The organism is Ruegeria arenilitoris (assembly GCF_013032445.1).
In the GTDB taxonomy this organism is placed as follows: domain Bacteria; phylum Pseudomonadota; class Alphaproteobacteria; order Rhodobacterales; family Rhodobacteraceae; genus Ruegeria; species Ruegeria arenilitoris_F.
The window spans coordinates 124,181-144,534 of sequence record NZ_WQCA01000002.1; the positions used below are offsets into that span (position 1 = coordinate 124,181).

Sequence of the window (20,354 nt, forward strand, 5' to 3'; positions counted from 1 at the left end):
CAAAACGAATACCCTGCTTGTGGCGCGTTTCAGGCCACCAGAAAAGAAAATACCCGCGCCTTGGGTGGCGCAGGTACGGATTGTCTCAGAAATTCAACACCGCTTAGGCGACATCGAACTCCAACGGTTTGATCTGGGTGAACAGACCCGTCTCGGCCAGCTTGGCGCGGGCTTCAGCCGGGACCGGCTCGTCGACGTAAAGCAAAGCAATCGCTTCACCACCCGCTTCGGACCGACCGAGGGTAAAGTTCGCAATGTTGACACCATTGTCGCCCATAGTCTGACCCAGAGTACCGATGATGCCCGGCACGTCCTCGTTGGTGGTGTAAAGCATATGCGCGCCGATTTCGGCATCGATATTGATGCCTTTGATCTGGATAAAGCGCGGCTTGCCGTCGCTGAACACCGTGCCACCGATGGAACGTTCGCGCTTGGTAGTGACCACGGTGACCTTGATATAACCCTCAAACGCACCGGACTTGTCCTGATTGGTGGTCGAAATCTTGATACCACGTTCTTTGGCAATGACCGGAGCCGAGACCATGTTCACCTCGGGGTTGAACTTCTTCATGATCCCCGCGACCACGGCGCAGTTCAACGCGGCCAGGTTCATCTCGGCGGCCACACCGTCATAAAGAATGTTGATCGCCTGAACCGGCTCATCCGTCATCTGGCCGATGAAGCTGCCCAGATGACCGGCCAGCTTGATCCAGGGGCCCATGACCTTGGCCTCTTCGGCGGTTACGCTGGGCATGTTCAGTGCGTTTTCCACGGCACCCGTCAGCAGATAGTTCGAGATCTGCTCGGCCACCTGCAGCGCCACGTTTTCCTGCGCTTCCGTTGTCGCCGCGCCAAGGTGGGGCGTGCAGACCACGTTAGGCAGGTTGAACAGGACGTTTTCCTTGGCTGGTTCTTCGCTGAACACGTCAAAGGCCGCACCGGCAACACGACCGGATTGCAGCATCTCGGCCAATGCATCCTCATCGACCAGCCCACCGCGAGCACAGTTGATGATACGCACGCCCGGCTTGGTTTTTTCCAGGTTCTCGCGGCTGAGGATATTACGGGTTTGATCGGTCAGCGGCACGTGTAAGGTGATGAAATCGGCACGCGCCAGCAGCTCGTCCAGCTCAACTTTCTCCACACCCATCTTGGCCGCCTTATCTTCGCCCAGAAAGGGATCATAGGCGATGACCTTCATTTTCAGGCCCAGCGCGCGTTCGCAGACGATGCCGCCGATGTTGCCGGCACCAATGACGCCGAGAGTCTTGTTGGTCAGCTCAATCCCCATGAACTTGGACTTTTCCCACTTGCCCGCATGGGTCGAGGTGCTGGCCTCGGGGATTTGACGCGCTACGGCAAACATCATCGCAATCGCGTGTTCAGCGGTGGTGATCATGTTGCCAAAGGGCGTGTTCATAACGATCACGCCTTTCTTGGACGCCGCGTCCTTGTCGACGTTATCTGTGCCGATCCCGGCGCGTCCGATGACCTTCAGGTTGTCGGCTTTCTCCAGCAGGGTCGGCGTGACCTTGGTGGCCGAGCGGATCGCAAGACCGTCATACTGACCGATCAGTTCGGCCAGCTTGTCCTTGTCCTTGCCCAGATCAGGCATGAAATCCACGTCAATGCCGCGATCCCGGAAGATCTGCACGGCGGTTTCGCTGAGCTTGTCAGATACGAGTACTTTAGGGGCCATATCTCTGGTCCTTGAATTGTATGGAGGGTCCGGGCCTTGGACGGCCCGGTGAAATGTCAGGCAGCTTCGGTTTGTGCCGCGATCTCGGCCTCAAAGGCCCAGGCGAGCCACGGCAGCATCGCCTCGATATCCGAGGTCTCGACCGTACCGCCGCACCAGATACGCAGACCCGCTGGCGCGTCGCGATAAGCACCGATGTCCAGCGCGATGTTCTCGACCTCAAGCCGCTTGGCCACGGCCTTGGCGAAAGTGGCGCCGTCCTGAATGCGCGGATCGGTGAATTTCAGGCAGACGGACGTGTTGGATTGCGTCGCCGCATCCTCGGCCAAATTGGCGATCCAGTCATTCTGCTCACAGAACGCATGTACCGCACCGGCATTGGCATCCGCACGGGCGATCAGCCCCTGCAGCCCGCCGACCGAGCGCGCCCAGTCCAGCGCGAACAGGTAATCTTCGACCGCCAGCATCGACGGCGTGTTGATCGTGGCACCGGTAAAGATGCCGTCAATCAGTTTGCCACCCTTGGTCAGGCGGAAAATCTTCGGCAGCGGCCAAGCGGGGGTGTAGCTTTCCAGCCGTTCCACCGCGCGGGGCGACAGTATCAGCATGCCGTGGGCCGCTTCGCCACCCAGCACTTTTTGCCAGCTGAAGGTGGTCACATCCAGCTTGTCCCAGGGCAGGTCCATCGCAAAAGCGGCGGAGGTCGCATCACAGATCGTCAGACCCTGACGGTCATCCGCGATCCAGTCGCCATTGGGAACCCGGACGCCCGAGGTGGTCCCGTTCCACGTAAACACAACGTCATTGGCGAAATCGACCGAGGCCAGATCCACGATCTGTCCATATTCGGCAGTTTTGACCTCAGCATCGATTTCCAGCTGCTTGACCACATCGGTCACCCAGCCTGAACCAAAGCTCTCCCACGCCAGCATCTCAACCTTGCGCTCGCCCAGCAGCGACCACAGAGCCATCTCAACCGCGCCGGTGTCCGAAGCGGGAACGATGCCGATCTTGTAATCTGCCGGAATGCCCAGCACCTCGCGCGTGCCTTCGATGGCCGCTTTCAGCTTGTCCTTGCCAACAGCAGCACGGTGCGACCGGCCCAGCGCAGCATCGGCCAGTTTGGACAGCTCAAATGTGGGGGGTTTGGCACAGGGGCCCGAGGAAAAACGCGGATTCGCCGGCCGCGTTGCCGGTTGTTCATTTGTCATCTGTATTACCCTTCCAGATACACGCCCCTCGTTGGGGAGGGGTGTCCCACCGCAACACCTAGAAAGCCCGCCGCGGCGCAGCAAGCGGAAAAGACGCTTTGAATCCGGAAAACGACATTTTTGCCCGTGCCGTTCGCGGTCGCAAGTTTCCGATAGGCGAAAGGTTAACGGGTTTTTCATCCGACCCCGGATGTGTTTGACTGTTTTTTAGGCATTCATGCGTAATCCTCATCGGATTGCGCCCCATTCTCTTGAGGTCCACCGGCGAGCCGGTGAAAAGGTGCCATGCCCGACGCCTTGACCATAGTTGTTGTAGAAGAAGACCGCGAACGCGCGATTGCCATTGTCGACGCGCTCAAGGCGTCCGGGTCCTATGATGTACATGTGATCGGCAATGTTTCGAGCCTGGCGCGCAAGATAGCGGCGTTGGTGCCGGATGTGGTGCTGATCGATATCGACAATCCCACCCGCGACATGCTTGAGGAACTGACGTTGGCCTCGGGTCCGTTGGAACGCCCGGTGGCGATGTTTGTGTCGGGTGCTGCGGGGGATCTGGCCTCGACCGCGATCGAGGCCGGGCTGTCGGCCTATGTGGTCGATGGAATGCAACCCGACCGGCTGAAACCGGTTCTGGATGCCGCCATCGCCCGGTTTCAGATCGTCCGCCAGATGCGCCGCGAACTGGCCGAGACCAAACGCGCGCTGGAGGAACGCAAGGTGATCGACCGCGCCAAAGGGTTGCTGATGAAGGCGCGCGGGGTGGAGGAAGAAGAGGCTTACGCCCTGTTGCGCAAGGCCGCCATGGATCAGGGCCGCCGCGTTGCCGACGTGGCCGAGGCGCTGGTCACCGCATCGGGGCTGCTGTCATGAATGCGGTCACCCTGCCCGTTGCCTATGTGCCTTTGGTCGATGCCGCGCCTCTGATCGTGGCTCATGAGATGGGGCTGGCCCGCGCCGAAGGGGTTGAGCTGGAGTTGATCGCCGCACCCTCGTGGTCGTCGGTGCGTGATATGCTGGCCTTTGGCCGGGTGGATGCGGCGCATTTGCTGTCGCCCGTACCCGTCGCAATGGCCCTTGGGTTGGGCGGGGTGACGCAACCCTTGTCCGCGGTCTCGGTCCTGTCGGTGAACGGAGACGTCATCGGTGTCAGCCGTGCTTTGGAAATCCGCCTGCGCGAGATGGGCTATGGGTTCGACTTCCACGATCCGTTCAAGGCCGCCGCTGCACTGGCTTCGGTCGCAGATCGGCCTTTGGTTTTTGGCGTGCCCTTCCCCTTCTCGCTGCATGTGGAACTGCTGCATTGCTGGCTTGAGGCCACCGAATTGTCAGAGGTCGGTGTCGAAGTGCGCACCATTCCGCCACCATTGATGGCGCAGGCGCTGGCCGAAGGGGATGTGGATGCGTTCTGTGTGGGCGAGCCTTGGGGCTCGGTCGCGGTGGAATCGCAGGCTGGGGCATTGTTGCTACCCGGTCAGGCGATCTGGGCCTTTGCGCCGGAAAAAGTGCTGGCGGTACGCACCGAGTGGGCGGAAACCGAACCGCATCTGCTGGGCAAGTTGATGAGGGCCGTTTGGCGGGCAGGCCGCTGGCTGGGCCAGCCGGGCAGCCAAACCGCCGCCGCCGAGATACTGGCGCGCGATGCTTACCTGAACTTGCCCTCGGAGTTGATTGATCGGGCCTTGTCGGGCCGGTTCACCATCTCGGGGCAGGCGGAACAGCGCGAAGTGCCGGGATTCCTCGAATTCCATGACGGGGCCGCGAATTTCCCATGGCGTAGTCAGGCCAAGTGGATCGCCCAGCGTCTGGCCACACGATACGGTCTGGACCCGCATCTGGCGCGAGCGCAGGCGGGCAGCGTGTTCCGCAGTGATATCTACCGCAATCAGCTGGCCGACATCGGGGCCGACCTGCCCGGCGCGTCTGAAAAACTCGAAGGCGCGATTCGGGAAACCACCCCCGTCGCCTCGCATAACGGGCAGCTGTCGCTGAAACGGGACGCGTTTCTGGATGGGCGCATTTTTGACCCACAGGATATCTGACGCCCAAAAAATAGGCGGTCACCAGCGTCAAACAACGCAATCGCAGAAAATCACGCCGCATTGCAGCAAAACTGCTTGAGCCGAGGCCGAGTTTCTCCGAACCTTGTCTCAACGGCACGCAATGGCGTGTGTCGAGGAAATTCTTCCCAAAGTTTGGGATCGACTGAGCAAAGCCGCTCACACTCTGACCACCTCCTCCCGGTCAGAGCGTGCAGCGGCTTTTTCTTTTTCACCCCCGGTGACCCGGGATCATACACAAGGGACAGACCCACATGAAAAGATTGATTGCAGGCCTTGTCGCCAACACCGCCCTGATCAGCCCGGCGATGGCCGAGACGCTGGAACTGGAAAAAGACGAGCTGACCTTCGGCTTTATCAAACTGACCGACATGGCCCCTTTGGCCGTCGCTTATGAAAATGGCTACTTCCTGGATGAAGGCCTGTTCGTGACGCTCGAAGCACAGGCCAACTGGAAGGTTCTGCTGGACGGCGTGATCGACGGCCAGCTGGACGGCGCGCATATGCTGGCCGGTCAGCCTTTGGCCGCAACCATCGGCTATGGCACCGAGGCGCATATTGTCACCCCCTTCTCGATGGACCTGAACGGCAACGGCATCACCGTGTCGAACGAGATTTGGGAAGAGATGAAGCCGAACATCCCGGTGATGGATGACGGTCGCCCGCAGCACCCGATCAGTGCCGAGGCGCTGGCCCCGGTCGTCGAAAAGTACAAATCCGAAGGCAAGCCGTTCAACATGGGCATGGTCTTTCCGGTCTCGACCCACAACTACGAACTCCGCTACTGGCTGGCTGCCGGTGGTCTGAACCCCGGATACTACAGCCCCGAAGACGTGACCGGCCAGATTGGCGCGGACGTGTTCCTGTCGGTCACCCCGCCGCCGCAGATGCCTGCGACTTTAGAAGCCGGCACCATCTATGGCTATTGCGTGGGTGAGCCGTGGAACCAGCAGGCCGTGTTTAAAGGCATCGGCGTGCCAGTGATCACCGATTATGAGCTGTGGAAGAACAACCCGGAAAAAGTCTTCGGCATCAACGCTGAGTTCGCCGAGCAGTACCCCAACACCACCCGCGCCGTGACCAAGGCTCTGATCCGGGCCGCGATCTGGCTGGACGAAAATGACAACGCCAACCGCCCGGCTGCGGTCGAGATGCTGAGCCAGCCGGAATATGTGGGCGCTGATTACGACGTTATCGCAAACTCGATGACCGGGACGTTCGAATACGAAAAAGGCGACAAGCGCGAGGTGCCCGACTTCAACGTGTTCTTCCGCTATAACGCGACCTACCCGTTCTATTCTGACGCCATCTGGTACCTGACCCAGATGCGCCGCTGGGGCCAGATCGCCGAGCCGCAGACGGATGCGTGGTATGACGAGGTCGCCAAGTCAGTCTATCGCCCCGACATCTATCTGGACGCCGCTCGCATGCTGGTGGACGAAGGTCTGGCGAACGAAGCCGACTTCCCCTGGGACAGCGATGGCTACAAAGCCCCGACGCCCGCCGAGGATATCATCGACGGCATTCCCTATGACGCCCGCCAGCCCAACGCCTACCTGCAAAGCCTGCCGATTGGCCTGAAAGGCGAGCAGGTTGTCATCGGCAGCGAAGTTCAGGGCTAACTCCCCTGCCTCCCGGCCCCGAGCGGTCGGGGGGCTTCCCTCTCACTCAGAATTCTACCCCCGCCCGGATCGCAACCCGGGCCAGGAGACCGCAAGATGACAGCCATCGACCACGATACGCTATCCGCTGATGCTGAACGCGAGGCCCGCAAGGCCCGTCTGTTCACCCGGATCAACGCCGCCGACAAATGGTTTCAGGTTCTGGGCCTATCCTGGATCACCCCGGTTCTGAAAGCCGCCGCAGGCGACAACCCCCGTACCCAGATGGGCGAGATTTGGCGTTTGCTGGCCGTGCCGCTGCTGGCCATCTGCGCGTTCCTGCTGCTGTGGGGCACGTTGGCGCCCAAGGTACAAACCTCGCTGGGCGCTGTTCCCGGACCGGCTCAGGTTTGGTCCGAGGCGGTCAGCCTGCATCAGGACGCTCAGGCCAAGGCTGCCAAGAAGGCCAAGTTCGAGGCGATGGTCGAAAAGCGGAACCAGAAATTCATCGACGCAGGCCAGCCCGAAAAGGTTAAAGAAGTCGCCTATACCGGCGCGCCGAGCTATTACAACCAGATCTGGACCTCGATCAAAACGGTCTTCTTCGGCTTTCTGATCGCCACCATCGTGGCCGTGCCGCTAGGCATCGCTGCGGGCCTGTCGCCCACCGCAAACGCCGCGCTGAACCCGCTGATCCAGATTTTCAAACCGGTCTCGCCGCTGGCCTGGCTGCCAATTGTCACCATGATCGTCTCGGCGGTGTACGTCACCAATGACGGCTGGTTCGCGAAATCCTTCCTGATTTCGGCCATTACCGTGACGCTGTGTTCACTGTGGCCGACGCTAATCAACACCTCGCTGGGTGTTGCATCCATCGACAAAGATCTGGTGAACGTGTCGAAGGTTCTGAAAATGAACACCTACACCAAGATCACCAAGCTGGTGCTGCCTTCGGCCCTGCCGCTGATCTTCACCGGTCTTCGCCTGTCGCTTGGCGTCGGCTGGATGGTTCTGATCGCCGCTGAAATGCTGGCGCAGAACCCCGGTCTGGGCAAGTTCGTCTGGGATGAATTCCAGAACGGCTCCTCCAGCTCACTCGCCAAGATCATGGTGGCTGTCTTCACCATCGGCATCATCGGCTTCCTGCTGGATCGAGTGATGTACGCGCTGCAGTCCCTGTTCACCTTCTCGAACAACCGGTGATCGATATGGCTGTGATGGAATTCAAGAACGTCAGTAAATCCTTCGGCACCGGCACCGCTGCGACGGCTGTGCTGAAGGACATCAACCTCTCGGTTGAAGAAGGCGAGTTCGTGGTGTTGCTGGGCTTTTCCGGCACCGGCAAGACCACGCTGATCAACCTGATGGCGGGGATCGAATTCCCCACCAAGGGCAGCGTCACCTTCCGCGACAAAGCCATCACCGGCCCCGCGCCAGAGCGAGGGGTGATCTTCCAGAACTACTCGCTAATGCCGTGGCTGACGGTGACGGGCAATGTGCGGCTGGCCGTGGACGCGGTGTTCCCCAAGATGCCCAAGGCAGAGAAAGAGGAAAAGGTTGCCCATTACATCAAGATGGTCGGCCTGAGCCACGCTGCTGGTCGTCGCCCTGCCGAATTGTCGGGCGGGATGCGGCAGCGGGTGAACGTGGCCCGTGCGCTGGCGATGGACCCCGAGGTTCTGCTGCTGGACGAGCCCCTGTCGGCGCTGGACGCGCTGACCCGTGGCAATCTGGCGGAAGAGATCGAAAAGATCTGGGAAGAAAACCGCAAGACCTGTGTCCTGATCACCAATGACGTGGACGAGGCGATCCTGCTGGCAGACCGCATCATTCCGCTGAACCCTGATGGCTCGCTGGGAACCGAGTTCAAAGTCTCGCTCCCCCGCCCCCGCGACCGTTCGGCCATGAACCATGATGAAACGTTCAAGGCCCTGCGTGGAGAGGTCACCAAATACCTGATGGATGTGGGGATTGAGGCCAAGGTCGAAGGCACCAAGACCCTACCCGACGTGACCCCGATCCACGGTGTTCCGGCGGCGGTGAAAGAGGCTCAGACGGGTCTGATCGACGAACGCTATCTGGACTTCAGCCAGCTGCACAAGATCTACCCCACGCCCAAAGGCCCGCTGACTGTGGTCGAGGATTTCAACCTCAAGCTCAATCGGGGTGAGTTCATTTCGCTGATCGGCCACTCGGGCTGCGGCAAGTCCACCGTGCTGACGATGGCTGCCGGTCTGAACGAGATCTCGAAAGGCGCGATCAAGCTGGATGGCCGCCATGTTGAAGGCGCCGATCCCGAACGCGCCGTGGTGTTCCAGTCGCCCTCGCTGTTCCCTTGGCTGACCGCCAAGGAAAACGTCTCGGTCGGCGTCGACCGCGTGTACCCGCGGGCCAGCCAGGCCGAGCGGCAGGATGTGGTGGAATACTATTTGGAACGCGTCGGTCTGGCCGATGCGATGGATAAATCCGCCGCTGACCTGTCGAACGGCATGCGCCAGCGCGTCGGCATCGCCCGAGCCTTTGCGCTCAGCCCTAAACTGCTGCTGTTGGATGAACCCTTCGGGATGCTCGACAGCCTGACCCGCTGGGAGTTGCAGGAAGTGCTGATGGAGGTCTGGTCGCGCACGAAAGTGACCACCATCTGCGTCACCCATGACGTGGACGAGGCGATCCTGTTGGCCGATCGCGTGGTGATGATGACCAACGGCCCGCAGGCCACCATCGGCAAGATCACCAATGTCGACCTGCCGCGCCCGCGCACCCGCAAGGCGCTGCTGGCCCATCCCGACTACTACGAATACCGGCAAGAGGTGTTGGATTTCCTCGAGGAATACGAACACGGCGCAAAGCCCAAGCCGAAAACCCCTTCCCCCAAAGCCATCGCCGCGGAGTGAATGACATGAAACAAAAACTGGTAGTCATCGGAGCCGGCATGGCCTCGGGCCGGGTGTTGGAACACCTGACTGACGCTGCCCCCGATGCGTTCGACATCACCCTGTTCAACGCCGAGCCGCGCGGGAACTACAACCGCATCATGCTGAGCCCGGTTCTGGCCGGTGATCAGACTTATGAAGAGATCGTCACCCATGACGACGCCTGGTATGCCGAACGGGGCATCACCTGCCGGTTCGGCGAGAAGGTCGTCACAATCGACCGCGAACTGAAAGTGGTCGAAGGCGAGAACGGCCACGTGCCTTATGACAAGCTGATCTTCGGCACCGGTTCGAACCCCTTCATGATCCCGATGCCGGGGCATGATCTGGACGGCGTGATCGCCTATCGCGATTTGGAAGACACCGAACAGATGATGGGCATGGGCGCTGGCAACAAGGTCGTCGTGATCGGCGGCGGCTTGCTGGGCCTTGAGGCCGCCGCAGGCATGGCCGCGCGTGGTGCCGACGTGACCGTGGTGCATATCATGGGCCACCTGATGGAGCGTCAACTGGACCCGGCCGCAGGTTACCTGTTGAAGAAATCGTTGGAAGAAAAAGGCATCACCGTTCTTCTCAACGCTCAGTCGACCGAGATCGCTGGCGAGAACGGCAAGGCCCGTGCGTTGCTGTTGGAGGACGGAACGGAATTACCCTGCGACCTGTTGGTGATGGCTGTGGGCATTCGCCCCAACACCGCCCTGGCGCAGGACACGGGCCTTGCCGTTGGGCGGGGCATCCACGTGGACGATCAGATGATCACCTCGGACGCGGATATCTTTGCCGTTGGCGAATGCGTCGAACACCAGGGCGAGGTCTTTGGCCTTGTCGCACCGCTCTATGATCAAGCCAAGGTACTGGCACAGACGCTGCTGGGTGAGCAGGCCGCGTTCAAGCAACGCTCGCTGTCCACCAAGCTGAAGGTCACCGGTTGCGACCTGTTCAGTGCAGGCGACTTTGCCGAGGGCGACACTCGTGAAGACATCGTTTTCCGCGACCCTGCCCGTGGCGTCTACAAGCGGCTGGTTCTGGAAGGTGACAAGCTGGTCGGCGCCGTCATGTATGGCGACACCGGCGACAGCAATTGGTTCTTCGGCCTGATCCGCGACGGCGAGGACGTGTCCGAGATGCGCGAGACGCTGATCTTCGGCCCGGCCTATCAGGGGGGCGGCACTGCGGACCCTCTCTCAGCCGTTGCAGCATTGCCGCCTGAAGCGGAAATCTGTGGCTGCAACGGCGTTTGCAAATCCGACATCACTACCGCCATCGATGGCGGCGCAACCGATCTGGGCGCAATCCGCGCCTCGACCAAAGCCAGCGCGTCCTGCGGAACCTGCACCGGGCTGGTGGAACAATTGCTGCAGGTCACGTTGGGCGACGACTTCCAGATGCCCACCGCGCAGCCCATCTGCGGCTGCTGTGACCTGACCCACGAAGACGTTCGCCGCCTGATCAAATCGCAAGAGCTGAAAAGTCAGGAGGCCGTCTGGCAGGAACTGGGCTGGAAGACGCTCAACGGCTGCCATGTCTGCCGTCCAGCGGTGAACTACTACCTGCTGGCCGATTGGCCGGTGGAATATCAGGACGACCCGCAAAGCCGTTTCGTCAATGAACGCAAGCACGCCAACATCCAGAAAGACGGCACGTTCAGCGTTGTCCCCCGCATGTGGGGCGGTATCACCAACCCGGCGGAACTGCGCGCTATTGCTGACGCGGCCGAGAAATACGATGTGCCCACCGTCAAAGTCACCGGCGGCCAGCGCATCGACCTGCTGGGCGTGAAAGGGTCTGACCTGCCTTACATCTGGTCCGATCTGAACAAGGCCGGGCTGGTCTCGGGTCATGCCTATTCCAAAGGCTTACGCACCGTGAAAACCTGTGTCGGCACCGACCATTGCCGGTTCGGCACGCAGGACAGCACGGGATTGGGTGTGAAGCTTGAGAAAATCCTGTGGGGCTCGTGGACGCCGCATAAGCTGAAACTGGCGGTCTCGGGCTGCCCGCGCAACTGCGCCGAGGCGACTTGTAAGGATATCGGCGTTGTCTGTGTGGACTCGGGCTATCAGATCAGCATCGGCGGTGCGGCGGGCATTGACGTCAAGGAAACCGAACTGCTGGTGCAGGTCCCGACCGAAGACGAAGCCATCAAGGTCGTTATGGCCGTCACCCAGGCCTATCGCGAAGGCGGCAAATATCTGGACCGTCTGTATAAGTGGATGGCGAAGGTTGGCCTCGACTGGATCAAGGAAACCGTGGTGGATGACCTCGACAACCGCCGCGCACTGGTCGAACGGTTCGAGTTGAGCCAATCCATCTATCGCAAAGACCCATGGGCCGAGCAGGCCAAAGAGGCCCCGCGCTTTGCGCCGTTGGCCGATCTGACATTGGAGGCCGCAGAATGAGCTGGATCGACATCGGACATATCGACGACATCCCCCTGCGCGGCGCGCGGGTTGTAAAAACCCCGGTTGGCTGCATCGCCCTGTTCCGCACGGCAGAAAATGAGGTCTTTGCCGCATCGGACCGCTGCCCGCACAAGGGCGGGCCGCTGTCAGAAGGCATCGTGCACGGCCAGTCCGTCACCTGCCCGCTGCACAATTGGGTATTCGACCTGAACTCAGGTCAGGCGCAAGGCGCGGACGAAGGACAGATCGCCACTTACCCGGTTCAGCTGGACGGTGACCGCATCCTGCTCGACAGCACCTCGCTGGGCCAAAGGAGCGCCGCGTGAAGGATTTGACCGCCTGCGCCAAGCGCTCGACCTGCCCCTATTGCGGGGTCGGCTGTGGTGTTCTGCTGCAGCCGGACGGTGCCGGCGGCCTGACGGTCACCGGCGATCCGGACCATCCGGCCAATCAGGGGCGGCTCTGTTCCAAAGGCTCGGCGCTGGCCGAGACCATTGGCCTATCGCACCGCTTGCTAGCCCCGCGTGTGTCGGGCGTCGAGACCGATTGGGATGACGCACTGCAACTGGTGGCCGACCGGTTCCGCGACACCATCGCCGAACACGGGCCGGATTCGGTGGCGTTCTACGTCTCGGGCCAGTTGCTGACCGAGGATTATTATGTCGCCAACAAGCTGATGAAAGGTTTCATCGGCTCGGCCAATATCGACACTAATTCACGGCTTTGCATGGCCTCGACCGTGGCGGGGCATAAACGCGCCTTCGGCACCGACACCGTTCCCGGCACCTACGAGGATATCGATGAGGCCGATCTGGTGGTTCTAGTCGGTTCCAATCTGGCTTGGTGTCACCCGGTGCTGTATCAGCGCCTGATGGCGGCACGACAGACGCGCGGCACCAAGATCGTGGTGATCGACCCGCGCCGCACCGCCTCGTGTGACAGCGCCGATCTGCACCTGCCACTGGCGGCGGGCAGCGATGTGGCACTGTTCAACCACCTGCTGACCCGGATCGACGCGCTTGGGCTGGTGGATGTTGATTTCCTAACCCACACAACCGGCATTCACGAAGCACTGGACAGCGCACTGACCGACGATGTCTCGGTCACCGGGCTGAACCCGGAGGATATCGACCGGTTCTGCCAGATGTGGACCGACACGCAGAGGGTGGTGACCATCTTCAGCCAAGGCGTAAACCAGTCCACCTCAGGCAGTGACAAGGTAAATGCGATCCTTAATTGCCATCTGGCCACGGGGCGCATCGGCAAACCCGGCTGCGGTCCGTTGTCCGTCACCGGCCAACCCAACGCCATGGGCGGACGCGAGGTCGGCGGGCTGGCCAATATGCTCGCCTGCCATCTGGATATCGAAAACGCCGATCACCGCGCCGCGGTCCGCGAATTCTGGTCAGCGCCGACAATGCCAGAATCCCCCGGCCTGAAAGCGGTGGACATGTTCCGCGCCATCGGCGATGGGCGGGTCAAGGCGCTTTGGGTGATCCACACCAATCCTGCGGTGTCGATGCCCGAAGCAGACGCGGTGCGCGACGCAATCGCCAACTGCCCGTTTACCGTGGTCTCGGACATCACCGACCGCACCGACACGGCACGGCTGGCCGATGTGCTGCTGCCCGCTTCGGCCTGGGCCGAGAAAGACGGCACCGTCACCAATTCCGACCGCACCATCAGCCGCCAACGCGCAGTTCTGCCTGCCACCGGACAGGCCCGCGCCGACTGGGATATCCTGTGCGAGGTCGGGCGTCGGATGGGCTGGGCCTCGGCCTTTGACTACCAAAGCCCCGGCGAGATCTTCCGCGAACATGCGGCACTGTCCGGCGTGGCCGCGCGGTTTGGCAAGGATTTCAATATCTCGGGCTTCGCCGATCTGAACACCGCAGACTACGACGCGCTGGAACCAACCCGCTGGCCCGTGACCGCCACGCGGCAGGGCGGACGGTTCTTTGCGGATGGACAGTTCTTTCACACCGACGGCAAAGCCCGGTTGTTGCGGGTCAAATGGCGCGCGCCTGCGTCCAAGACCGGCCCCCGCTATCCGTTCTGGCTGAACACCGGACGGCTGCGTGATCAGTGGCACACAATGACCCGCAGCGGGCTGTCGCCCCGTCTGTCGGCACATCTGCCCGAACCGTTTCTGGACATCCACCCCGATTCCGCCCGGGCTCACAAGATTTCCGCCGCCGATCTGGTCGAAGTGACCAGCCCGCATGGCAAGGCCATCCTGCGCGCGCGGATCAACAGGGATGTCACGCAGGGTCAGGTCTTCGCCCCGATCCACTGGACCGGAGAAACCGCACCCTCCGCTCGCATCGACGTGGTGGTGGCGGCGGCGACCGACCCGGTCTCGGGCCAGCCCGAAAGCAAGGCCTCGGTTGTGAATGTCACCCAGTTTAACGCCAAATGGTACGGATTCGCGGTTTCTGACCGTGAGATGAACCCAAACTGCCACTACTGGGCGCAAAGCCCAACAAAATCCGGCTATCGCGCAGAGCTGGCAGGGCTGAATCCCGTCGAAGACTGGCACACCGCGGCCCGCGACCTGTTCGGATTACCCGACGCCGAAATCACCGCGGTCGAGGACCCGGCCCGGGGCGTGGCCCGTCTGGCCTGCCACCAGAACGGACGGTTGGTTGCAGCGTTGTTTGTTTCGCCCCAACCGGTTGCGGTGATGAGGGACTATCTGGCGACGCTGCCGCAGGTGCCCAATCTGGGCCTGCTGTCGGGCCGCGCCCCGGCAGACATGCCGGACCCGGGTCCAATTCTGTGCTCGTGTTTTGATGTCGGCGTGAACACGATCCTGACAGCGATCGAAACCCAAGGATTGATCTCGGTCGAAGCCATTGGTGAGGCGCTGCAGGCCGGAACCAATTGCGGGTCCTGCCGTCCGGAACTGGCCACGCTTCTGGCCTCGGCCCAACAGAAAGAGGCCGCTGAATAGAAAACCCCCGCCTGAGCGGGGGTTTTTTTTGTTTTGTCGCTGTTCACTCGGCAGCGTCTTGGTATGCGTCCATTGGGGGGCATGTGCAGACGAGGTTTCGGTCTCCGAATGCGTTGTCGACGCGGTTGACGGGGGACCAGTATTTGTCGACGCCCATGGAGCCCGGCGGGAAGCAGGCCTGTTCGCGGGTGTAAGGGCGGTCCCAGTCGCCGACCAAATCGCGCACCGTGTGGGGGGCGTTTTTCAGCGGGTTGTTTTCCGCATCGATCTTGCCGTCGATAATCTCCTGCGCTTCCGCCCGGATCGAGAGCATGGCGTCGCAGAAGCGGTCGAGTTCCGCCATGGGTTCCGATTCCGTGGGCTCCACCATCAGGGTTCCGGCGACCGGCCAGCTCATGGTTGGGGCGTGGAAGCCGCTATCGACCAGACGTTTGGCGATATCGTCGACGCTGACATTGCCCTCATCCGCCAGCGGGCGGGTGTCGAGGATGCATTCATGCGCGACCCGACCCGTTTCCGAGGTGTAGAGGATCGGATAGGCCTCGGCCAGCCGCACGGCGATGTAGTTGGCGTTCAGGATCGCCACTTTCGTCGCCTGCGTCAGGCCCGCGCCGCCCATCAGCAGCACATAGGCCCAGCTGACCGGCAGGATGGACGGCGAGCCGAAGGGCGCCGCCGAGACCGGACCTACAGCAGTGCCGTATTCCGGGTGACCGGGCAGGTGTTCCTCAAGATGCGCCTTGACGCCAATCGGGCCCATGCCGGGGCCGCCGCCGCCATGCGGGATGCAGAAGGTCTTGTGCAGGTTCAGGTGGCTGACGTCACCGCCAATGTCACCCGGACGCGACAGACCGACCATGGCGTTCATGTTGGCGCCGTCGATATAGACCTGACCGCCGTGGTCATGGGTGATCTGGCAGACCTCCTGCACGGTGGTCTCGAACACGCCATGGGTGGACGGATAGGTGATCATGCAGCCAGCCAGATGATCCGAATGCTTTTCCGCCTTGGCGCGGAAATCGGCCAGATCGATATTGCCGTTCTCATCCGACTGCACCGGCACCACCTGCCAGCCCACCATCTGCGCCGAGGCCGGGTTGGTCCCGTGCGCCGAGGTCGGGATCAGGCAGACGTTCCGCTGCCCTTCGCCGCGGGCGAAGTGATAGTTGCGGATGGTCAGCAGGCCCGCGTACTCACCCTGCGCGCCCGAGTTGGGTTGCTGGCTGATCGCGTCATAGCCGGTGATCTGGCACAGCTTGTCGTTCAGATCGGCAATCATCTCGTGATAGCCCTGCGCCTGATCTTCGGGGCAGAACGGGTGCAGATTGCCGAACTCGGGCCAGGTGACCGGGATCATCTCGATCGTGGCGTTCAGCTTCATGGTGCAGGACCCCAGCGGGATCATTGCCCGGTCCAGCGCCAGGTCGCGGTCGGCCAGACGGCGCATATAGCGGGTGATCTCGGCCTCGGCCCGGTTCTGGTGGAAGATCGGGTGGGTCAGATAGGGCGTCTCGCGCAGCGCATAATCCGGCAGGCGGTATTGCTTGTTTGAGCTGTCATCCTTGCGGTCGATGCCGAAGGCACCCCAGACGGCCTCGATGGTCTCGGGGCGAGTCTGTTCGTCCAGGCTGATCCCCACTTTCGTGTCGCCGACCTTGCGCAGGTTGACGCCACGGGCCACAGCGGCCTCCATGACCGTCTTCTGCAGATGGCCGACCTCGACCGTGAGGGTGTCGAAGAACACTTCCGGCTCAACCGAGAAGCCCGCCTCTTCCAGACCGGCCGCCAGACGCGAGGTCTTGCGGTGCACCGATTGCGCGATGGCCTTGATGCCATCAGGGCCGTGATAGACCGCATACATCGAGGCAATGACGGCCAGCAGCGCCTGCGCGGTGCAGACGTTCGAGTTGGCTTTCTCGCGGCGGATATGCTGTTCACGGGTCTGCAGCGACAGGCGGTAGGCCTTGTTGCCACGGCTGTCGATGCTGACACCGATGATCCGTCCGGGCATCGAGCGCTTCAGCTTGTCGGTGGTCGCCATGTAAGCGGCGTGCGGGCCGCCATAGCCCATCGGAACGCCAAAGCGCTGGGTCGAGCCGATGGCGATATCCGCGCCCATCTCACCGGGTGACTTCAGCAGCGCCAGCGAAAGGATGTCGGCGGCAACAATGGCGATGGCTTTGTGTTCGTGCAGCGCCGCGATCTCGGCGGTGTAGTCGCGCACATGGCCATGGGTGCCGGGATACTGGAAGATCGCGCCAAACACCGCGCCCGCGTCCAGGCTGTCGGGATCGCCCACCTGCACATCGATGCCCAGAGGCTCAGCCCGGGTTTTGATCACCGCGATGGTCTGCGGGTGGCAGTTCTTGTCGACAAAGAAAGCTGCGTTGTTAGCCTTGGACCGCCCGCCGCGCTTGGCCATCGCCATGGCTTCGGCTGCCGCTGTGGCTTCGTCGAGCAGCGAGGCGTTGGCCACGTCCAACCCGGTCAGGTCGCTGACCATGGTCTGGAAGTTCAACAGCGCCTCAAGACGACCCTGACTGATCTCGGGCTGGTACGGCGTGTAGGCGGTGTACCAGGCCGGGTTTTCCAGGATGTTGCGCAGGATCGGCGCCGGGGTGGTGGTGCCGTAATAGCCCTGACCGATCAGCGAGGTCAGAACCTTGTTCTTGCCCGCCACTTGCCGCATGTGAAAGAGCGCATCGCGCTCGGTCATCGCCGGGCCCCAGTCCAGCGGCTCTTTCTGGCGGATCGCAGGCGGAACGGTGGCGTCGATCAGTTCGTCCAGCGTCTTGAAGCCGATCACCTTGAGCATGTCGCGCATCTCGGTCGGGCTGGGCCCGATATGGCGGCGATTGGCAAAGTCATAGGCTTCGTAGTCGGTCAGTTTGAAGGCCATTGCAGCGCTCCTATGAATAAGTCAGGTCGGGCGGAGGCCGCGAGGACCTCCGGTAGAATGCGGGCCGGGTCGGCCCGAACGGGTGGGGTCCCGGATCAGGACCCCGGCAGAGGCTCAGCCGATGAAGGCCTTGTAGCCCGCCTCGTCCATCAGATCTTCCAGCTGCGACGCGTCTGCGATCTTGATCTTGTAGATCCAGGCGTTGCCCTCGGGGTCTTCGTTCAGCGCGCCGGGATTGTCGGCCAGCGCCTCGTTGACCTCGGTGATCTCGCCATCGACCGGCGCATAAAGCTCGGACGCGGCCTTGACGGATTCGATCACGCCGATCTCACCGTCCTTGGCAAATTCCTCGCCCACGTCCTGCTGTTCGACAAAGACCACCTCGCCCAGCTGCTCGGCGGCATGGGCAGTGATGCCCAGCGTGGCGGTGTCGCCCTCAACAGTCAGCCATTCATGCTCTTCGGAATAATAGGTTGCCATGGTGTCTCTCTCCTGACTTCAACGCTTGTAATTCTGTTTGACGAAGGGCAGCGCCACGATCTGCGCCGGTTGCGCCTTGCCCCGGATGATCAGGTTCACCGTCTCGCCCGGTTCGGCATGGCCTGCGGATACGTAACCCATCGCCACCGGGCCGCCGACCGTGGGGCCAAAGCTGCCCGAGGTGATCTGACCAATCGTATTGCCCTCAAGGCATTGTACCTCGACGCCCTGACGCGCCGGCGCGCGGCCTTCGGGTTTGATGCCCACCAGCTTGCGCGCGGGGCCTTCGGCCAGTTCTTTTTGGATACGCTCGGCGCCCGGAAAGCCGCCCTCTTCCTTGCGGCGCTTCTGGATCGCCCAGCCGAGGCTGGCCTCGATCGGCGAGGTCGTCTGGTCGATGTCATTGCCATAGAGGCACAGCCCCGCCTCCAGCCGCAGGCTGTCGCGCGCGCCCAGCCCCGCCGGTTCGCAATCCTCATGCGCCAGGAAAGCGCGGGTGATCTCAATGGCTTTATCCTCAGGGATCGAGATCTCGTACCCGTCCTCGCCGGTGTAACCCAGACGCGAGATGCGGCATTCGGTGCCCATGATCTCGGCCACGGTGGTTTCCATGAAGGTCAACTCGCGGGCCGCAGGGCACAGCTCGCCCACCACATCCTCGGCCTTGGGGCCTTGGACAGCGACGAGCGCGCGGTCGAAGATCTCGGTCACTTCGACCCCGTCCAGATTGGCCTGCATATGCGGAATGTCCTGATGCCGCAGCGCCGCGTTCACCACTACAAAATAGTGATCCCCCGCATTCGACACGATCAAATCGTCCATGATCCCGCCTTCGGCATTGGTGAAAAACCCGTACCGCGCCTTGCCTTCCTTCAGCGTCGCGTAAGCCTGCGGGCAGATCGCCTCCAGCTTCTCACCCACATTCTCGCCCCGCAGGATCACCTGTCCCATATGAGACACATCAAACACCGCCGCCTTCTCACGACACTGCTTATGCTCTCCCATAATCCCCATCGGATACTGAACAGGCATCTCCCAACCAGCAAAATCAACCATCTTGCCACCCAACTCAAAATGCAAGTCATACAAAGGCGTGCGCTTCACTTCAGTCATGGGTCTAACCTTTCTTAGGTCAATGTCGCTGAATGCTGCAAATTTTCGTATTGCGCCAAAGCTGTTACCGCCAAGCTTCCCATGACTGTGTCACAAGTCAACAGGTATGGAACTTTGATCTGTGTCAGGGTTGACCTGTCGAAGGTCGAATAAAGCGTATACGTCCGCATGCTGCATCCGTGTTTCTGATAGGAAACTTTTTTCTTTTACGCAACATCAAAAATTGGAAATGCAGACAGACCCGCGGTGCACACCCCCTAAACCGCTGAGATTTTTGCCGGATGCCCACGGAACACCTCTGGCCCCTGCCCACAACCTGCCCTAAGACTCCGCCCGAGAGGGACCGCCATGTCACATATTACACTGGTTCGCCACGGCCAGGCCAATACCGATGCGCGTGATGAAGAAAGCTATGACAAGCTCAGCGATCTGGGTCACCAGCAGGCGCGCTGGCTGGGTGCGCATCTGCAGTTCACGCGGACCAGCTATACGCGCGTCTATTGCGGCACCCTGACCCGTCATGTCGAGACCGCCGCCAGCATGGGACTGGCCGAGCCGATCCGCGATCCCCGCCTGAACGAGATTGAATACTTCACCATTGCCAAGCTGTTTGAAGAGCAGCACGGCGTGATGGTCCCGACCGACCGTGAGGGGTTTGTTGAACATCTGCCTCGGACATTCTCAGCCTGGGCAAATGGCGAAATCAAAAACACACCCGAGACCTTCGAGGAATTCGAGGCCCGAGTCTCTGGCGCGCTGCGTGATATCGGCACCGAGGGCGGACCCGCGATCGTGGTGACCTCGGGCGGGTTGATCTCGATGGTTGTGCGGCAGGCGATGGGGCTGGATATCCCGTCGATGGCGCGTGTGGCCCTTGCCATCATGAACACGTCAATGCATCGTCTGCACCCGATCGGCCCGCAGCTGAGCCCGGTCCTGTTCAACGCCGTTCCGCATCTGGAAGCGCCGAACCGGCAATACGCGCAGACCCACCTGTAACTTTTCG

Annotated in this window: 14 protein-coding genes; 9 read left to right on the top strand and 5 right to left on the bottom strand. The window is 61.5% G+C overall.

The window, feature by feature from the left end; translation table 11 throughout:
- Nucleotides 1–103: 103 nt before the first annotated feature.
- Both serA and GOW98_RS02995 read right to left on the bottom strand, forming a co-directional pair.
- Nucleotides 104–1,699 carry a phosphoglycerate dehydrogenase gene (gene serA, locus GOW98_RS02990; RefSeq protein WP_170329584.1) on the bottom strand — a complete coding sequence of 532 codons (1,596 nt, stop codon included), beginning with the start codon at nucleotides 1,697–1,699 and terminating at the stop codon, nucleotides 104–106.
- 56 nt (nucleotides 1,700–1,755) lie between these two features.
- Nucleotides 1,756–2,910, bottom strand: coding sequence for a phosphoserine transaminase (locus GOW98_RS02995; RefSeq protein WP_170329585.1), 1,155 nt, complete (start codon nucleotides 2,908–2,910; stop codon nucleotides 1,756–1,758).
- 285 nt (nucleotides 2,911–3,195) lie between these two features.
- Here GOW98_RS02995 and GOW98_RS03000 point away from each other — a divergent pair, with 285 nt between their 5' ends.
- The 8 genes from GOW98_RS03000 (at nucleotide 3,196) to GOW98_RS03035 (ending at nucleotide 14,856) form a co-directional block, all read left to right on the top strand.
- Nucleotides 3,196–3,780, top strand: a complete 585-nt coding sequence (locus GOW98_RS03000) for an ANTAR domain-containing response regulator (RefSeq protein WP_170329586.1) — start codon at nucleotides 3,196–3,198, stop codon at nucleotides 3,778–3,780.
- Nucleotides 3,777–4,949 (top strand): ABC transporter substrate-binding protein, encoded by a 1,173-nt coding sequence (locus tag GOW98_RS03005; RefSeq protein ID WP_170329587.1) that lies wholly within the window; start codon nucleotides 3,777–3,779, stop codon nucleotides 4,947–4,949. Before GOW98_RS03000 ends, GOW98_RS03005 begins: the two co-directional genes overlap by 4 nt.
- Nucleotides 4,950–5,221: 272 nt before the next feature.
- Nucleotides 5,222–6,589 (top strand): CmpA/NrtA family ABC transporter substrate-binding protein, encoded by a 1,368-nt coding sequence (locus GOW98_RS03010; protein WP_170329588.1) that lies wholly within the window; start codon nucleotides 5,222–5,224, stop codon nucleotides 6,587–6,589.
- A 96-nt stretch (nucleotides 6,590–6,685) separates the two neighbouring features.
- Nucleotides 6,686–7,771: an ABC transporter permease gene (locus GOW98_RS03015; protein WP_170329589.1), complete on the top strand. Its 1,086-nt coding sequence runs from the start codon at nucleotides 6,686–6,688 to the stop codon at nucleotides 7,769–7,771.
- 5 nt (nucleotides 7,772–7,776) lie between these two features.
- Entirely contained in the window at nucleotides 7,777–9,462 is a 1,686-nt protein-coding gene (locus GOW98_RS03020) for an ABC transporter ATP-binding protein (protein WP_170329590.1), read from the top strand.
- A 5-nt stretch (nucleotides 9,463–9,467) separates the two neighbouring features.
- A complete protein-coding gene (nirB, locus tag GOW98_RS03025) occupies nucleotides 9,468–11,900 on the top strand; it encodes a nitrite reductase large subunit NirB (RefSeq protein ID WP_170329591.1) in 2,433 nt (810 codons plus the stop codon).
- Nucleotides 11,897–12,229: a nitrite reductase small subunit NirD gene (gene nirD / locus GOW98_RS03030; RefSeq protein WP_170328020.1), complete on the top strand. Its 333-nt coding sequence runs from the start codon at nucleotides 11,897–11,899 to the stop codon at nucleotides 12,227–12,229. The genes nirB and nirD overlap by 4 nt, the downstream gene beginning before the upstream one ends.
- The gene (locus GOW98_RS03035; RefSeq protein ID WP_170329592.1) at nucleotides 12,226–14,856 is read left to right on the top strand and encodes a molybdopterin-dependent oxidoreductase; all 2,631 of its coding nucleotides are present in this window, start codon (nucleotides 12,226–12,228) and stop codon (nucleotides 14,854–14,856) included. Before nirD ends, GOW98_RS03035 begins: the two co-directional genes overlap by 4 nt.
- A 43-nt stretch (nucleotides 14,857–14,899) precedes the next feature.
- On the opposite strand, the gene gcvP is transcribed toward GOW98_RS03035, so the two are convergent.
- The 3 genes from gcvP to gcvT all read right to left on the bottom strand — a co-directional run bounded on the left by gcvP (nucleotide 14,900) and on the right by gcvT (nucleotide 19,348).
- Nucleotides 14,900–17,755, bottom strand: coding sequence for an aminomethyl-transferring glycine dehydrogenase (gene gcvP / locus GOW98_RS03040; RefSeq protein ID WP_170329593.1), 2,856 nt, complete (start codon nucleotides 17,753–17,755; stop codon nucleotides 14,900–14,902).
- Between the two features lie 114 nt (nucleotides 17,756–17,869).
- Nucleotides 17,870–18,235, bottom strand: a complete 366-nt coding sequence (gene gcvH, locus GOW98_RS03045) for a glycine cleavage system protein GcvH (RefSeq protein ID WP_170329594.1) — start codon at nucleotides 18,233–18,235, stop codon at nucleotides 17,870–17,872.
- A gap of 18 nt (nucleotides 18,236–18,253) precedes the next feature.
- Nucleotides 18,254–19,348, bottom strand: a complete 1,095-nt coding sequence (gcvT, locus tag GOW98_RS03050) for a glycine cleavage system aminomethyltransferase GcvT (RefSeq protein WP_170329595.1) — start codon at nucleotides 19,346–19,348, stop codon at nucleotides 18,254–18,256.
- 348 nt (nucleotides 19,349–19,696) lie between these two features.
- On the opposite strand from gcvT, the gene GOW98_RS03055 reads away from it, so the two are divergent.
- Complete coding sequence (locus GOW98_RS03055; RefSeq protein WP_170329596.1) at nucleotides 19,697–20,347, top strand: histidine phosphatase family protein; 651 nt, start codon at nucleotides 19,697–19,699, stop codon at nucleotides 20,345–20,347.
- The last annotated feature ends 7 nt before the right edge of the window (nucleotides 20,348–20,354 follow it).

Excerpts from the sequence above, each read along its gene's own strand:
- serA (WP_170329584.1), bottom strand. The coding sequence starts at position 1,699 with ATGGCCCCTAAAGTACTCGTATCTGACAAGCTCAGCGAAACCGCCGTG.
- GOW98_RS02995 (WP_170329585.1), bottom strand. The coding sequence starts at position 2,910 with ATGACAAATGAACAACCGGCAACGCGGCCGGCGAATCCGCGTTTTTCC.
- GOW98_RS03000 (WP_170329586.1), top strand. The coding sequence starts at position 3,196 with ATGCCCGACGCCTTGACCATAGTTGTTGTAGAAGAAGACCGCGAACGC.
- GOW98_RS03005 (WP_170329587.1), top strand. The coding sequence starts at position 3,777 with ATGAATGCGGTCACCCTGCCCGTTGCCTATGTGCCTTTGGTCGATGCC.
- GOW98_RS03010 (WP_170329588.1), top strand. The coding sequence starts at position 5,222 with ATGAAAAGATTGATTGCAGGCCTTGTCGCCAACACCGCCCTGATCAGC.
- GOW98_RS03015 (WP_170329589.1), top strand. The coding sequence starts at position 6,686 with ATGACAGCCATCGACCACGATACGCTATCCGCTGATGCTGAACGCGAG.
- GOW98_RS03020 (WP_170329590.1), top strand. The coding sequence starts at position 7,777 with ATGGCTGTGATGGAATTCAAGAACGTCAGTAAATCCTTCGGCACCGGC.
- nirB (WP_170329591.1), top strand. The coding sequence starts at position 9,468 with ATGAAACAAAAACTGGTAGTCATCGGAGCCGGCATGGCCTCGGGCCGG.
- nirD (WP_170328020.1), top strand. The coding sequence starts at position 11,897 with ATGAGCTGGATCGACATCGGACATATCGACGACATCCCCCTGCGCGGC.
- gcvP (WP_170329593.1), bottom strand. The coding sequence starts at position 17,755 with ATGGCCTTCAAACTGACCGACTACGAAGCCTATGACTTTGCCAATCGC.
- gcvH (WP_170329594.1), bottom strand. The coding sequence starts at position 18,235 with ATGGCAACCTATTATTCCGAAGAGCATGAATGGCTGACTGTTGAGGGC.
- gcvT (WP_170329595.1), bottom strand. The coding sequence starts at position 19,348 with ATGACTGAAGTGAAGCGCACGCCTTTGTATGACTTGCATTTTGAGTTG.
- GOW98_RS03055 (WP_170329596.1), top strand. The coding sequence starts at position 19,697 with ATGTCACATATTACACTGGTTCGCCACGGCCAGGCCAATACCGATGCG.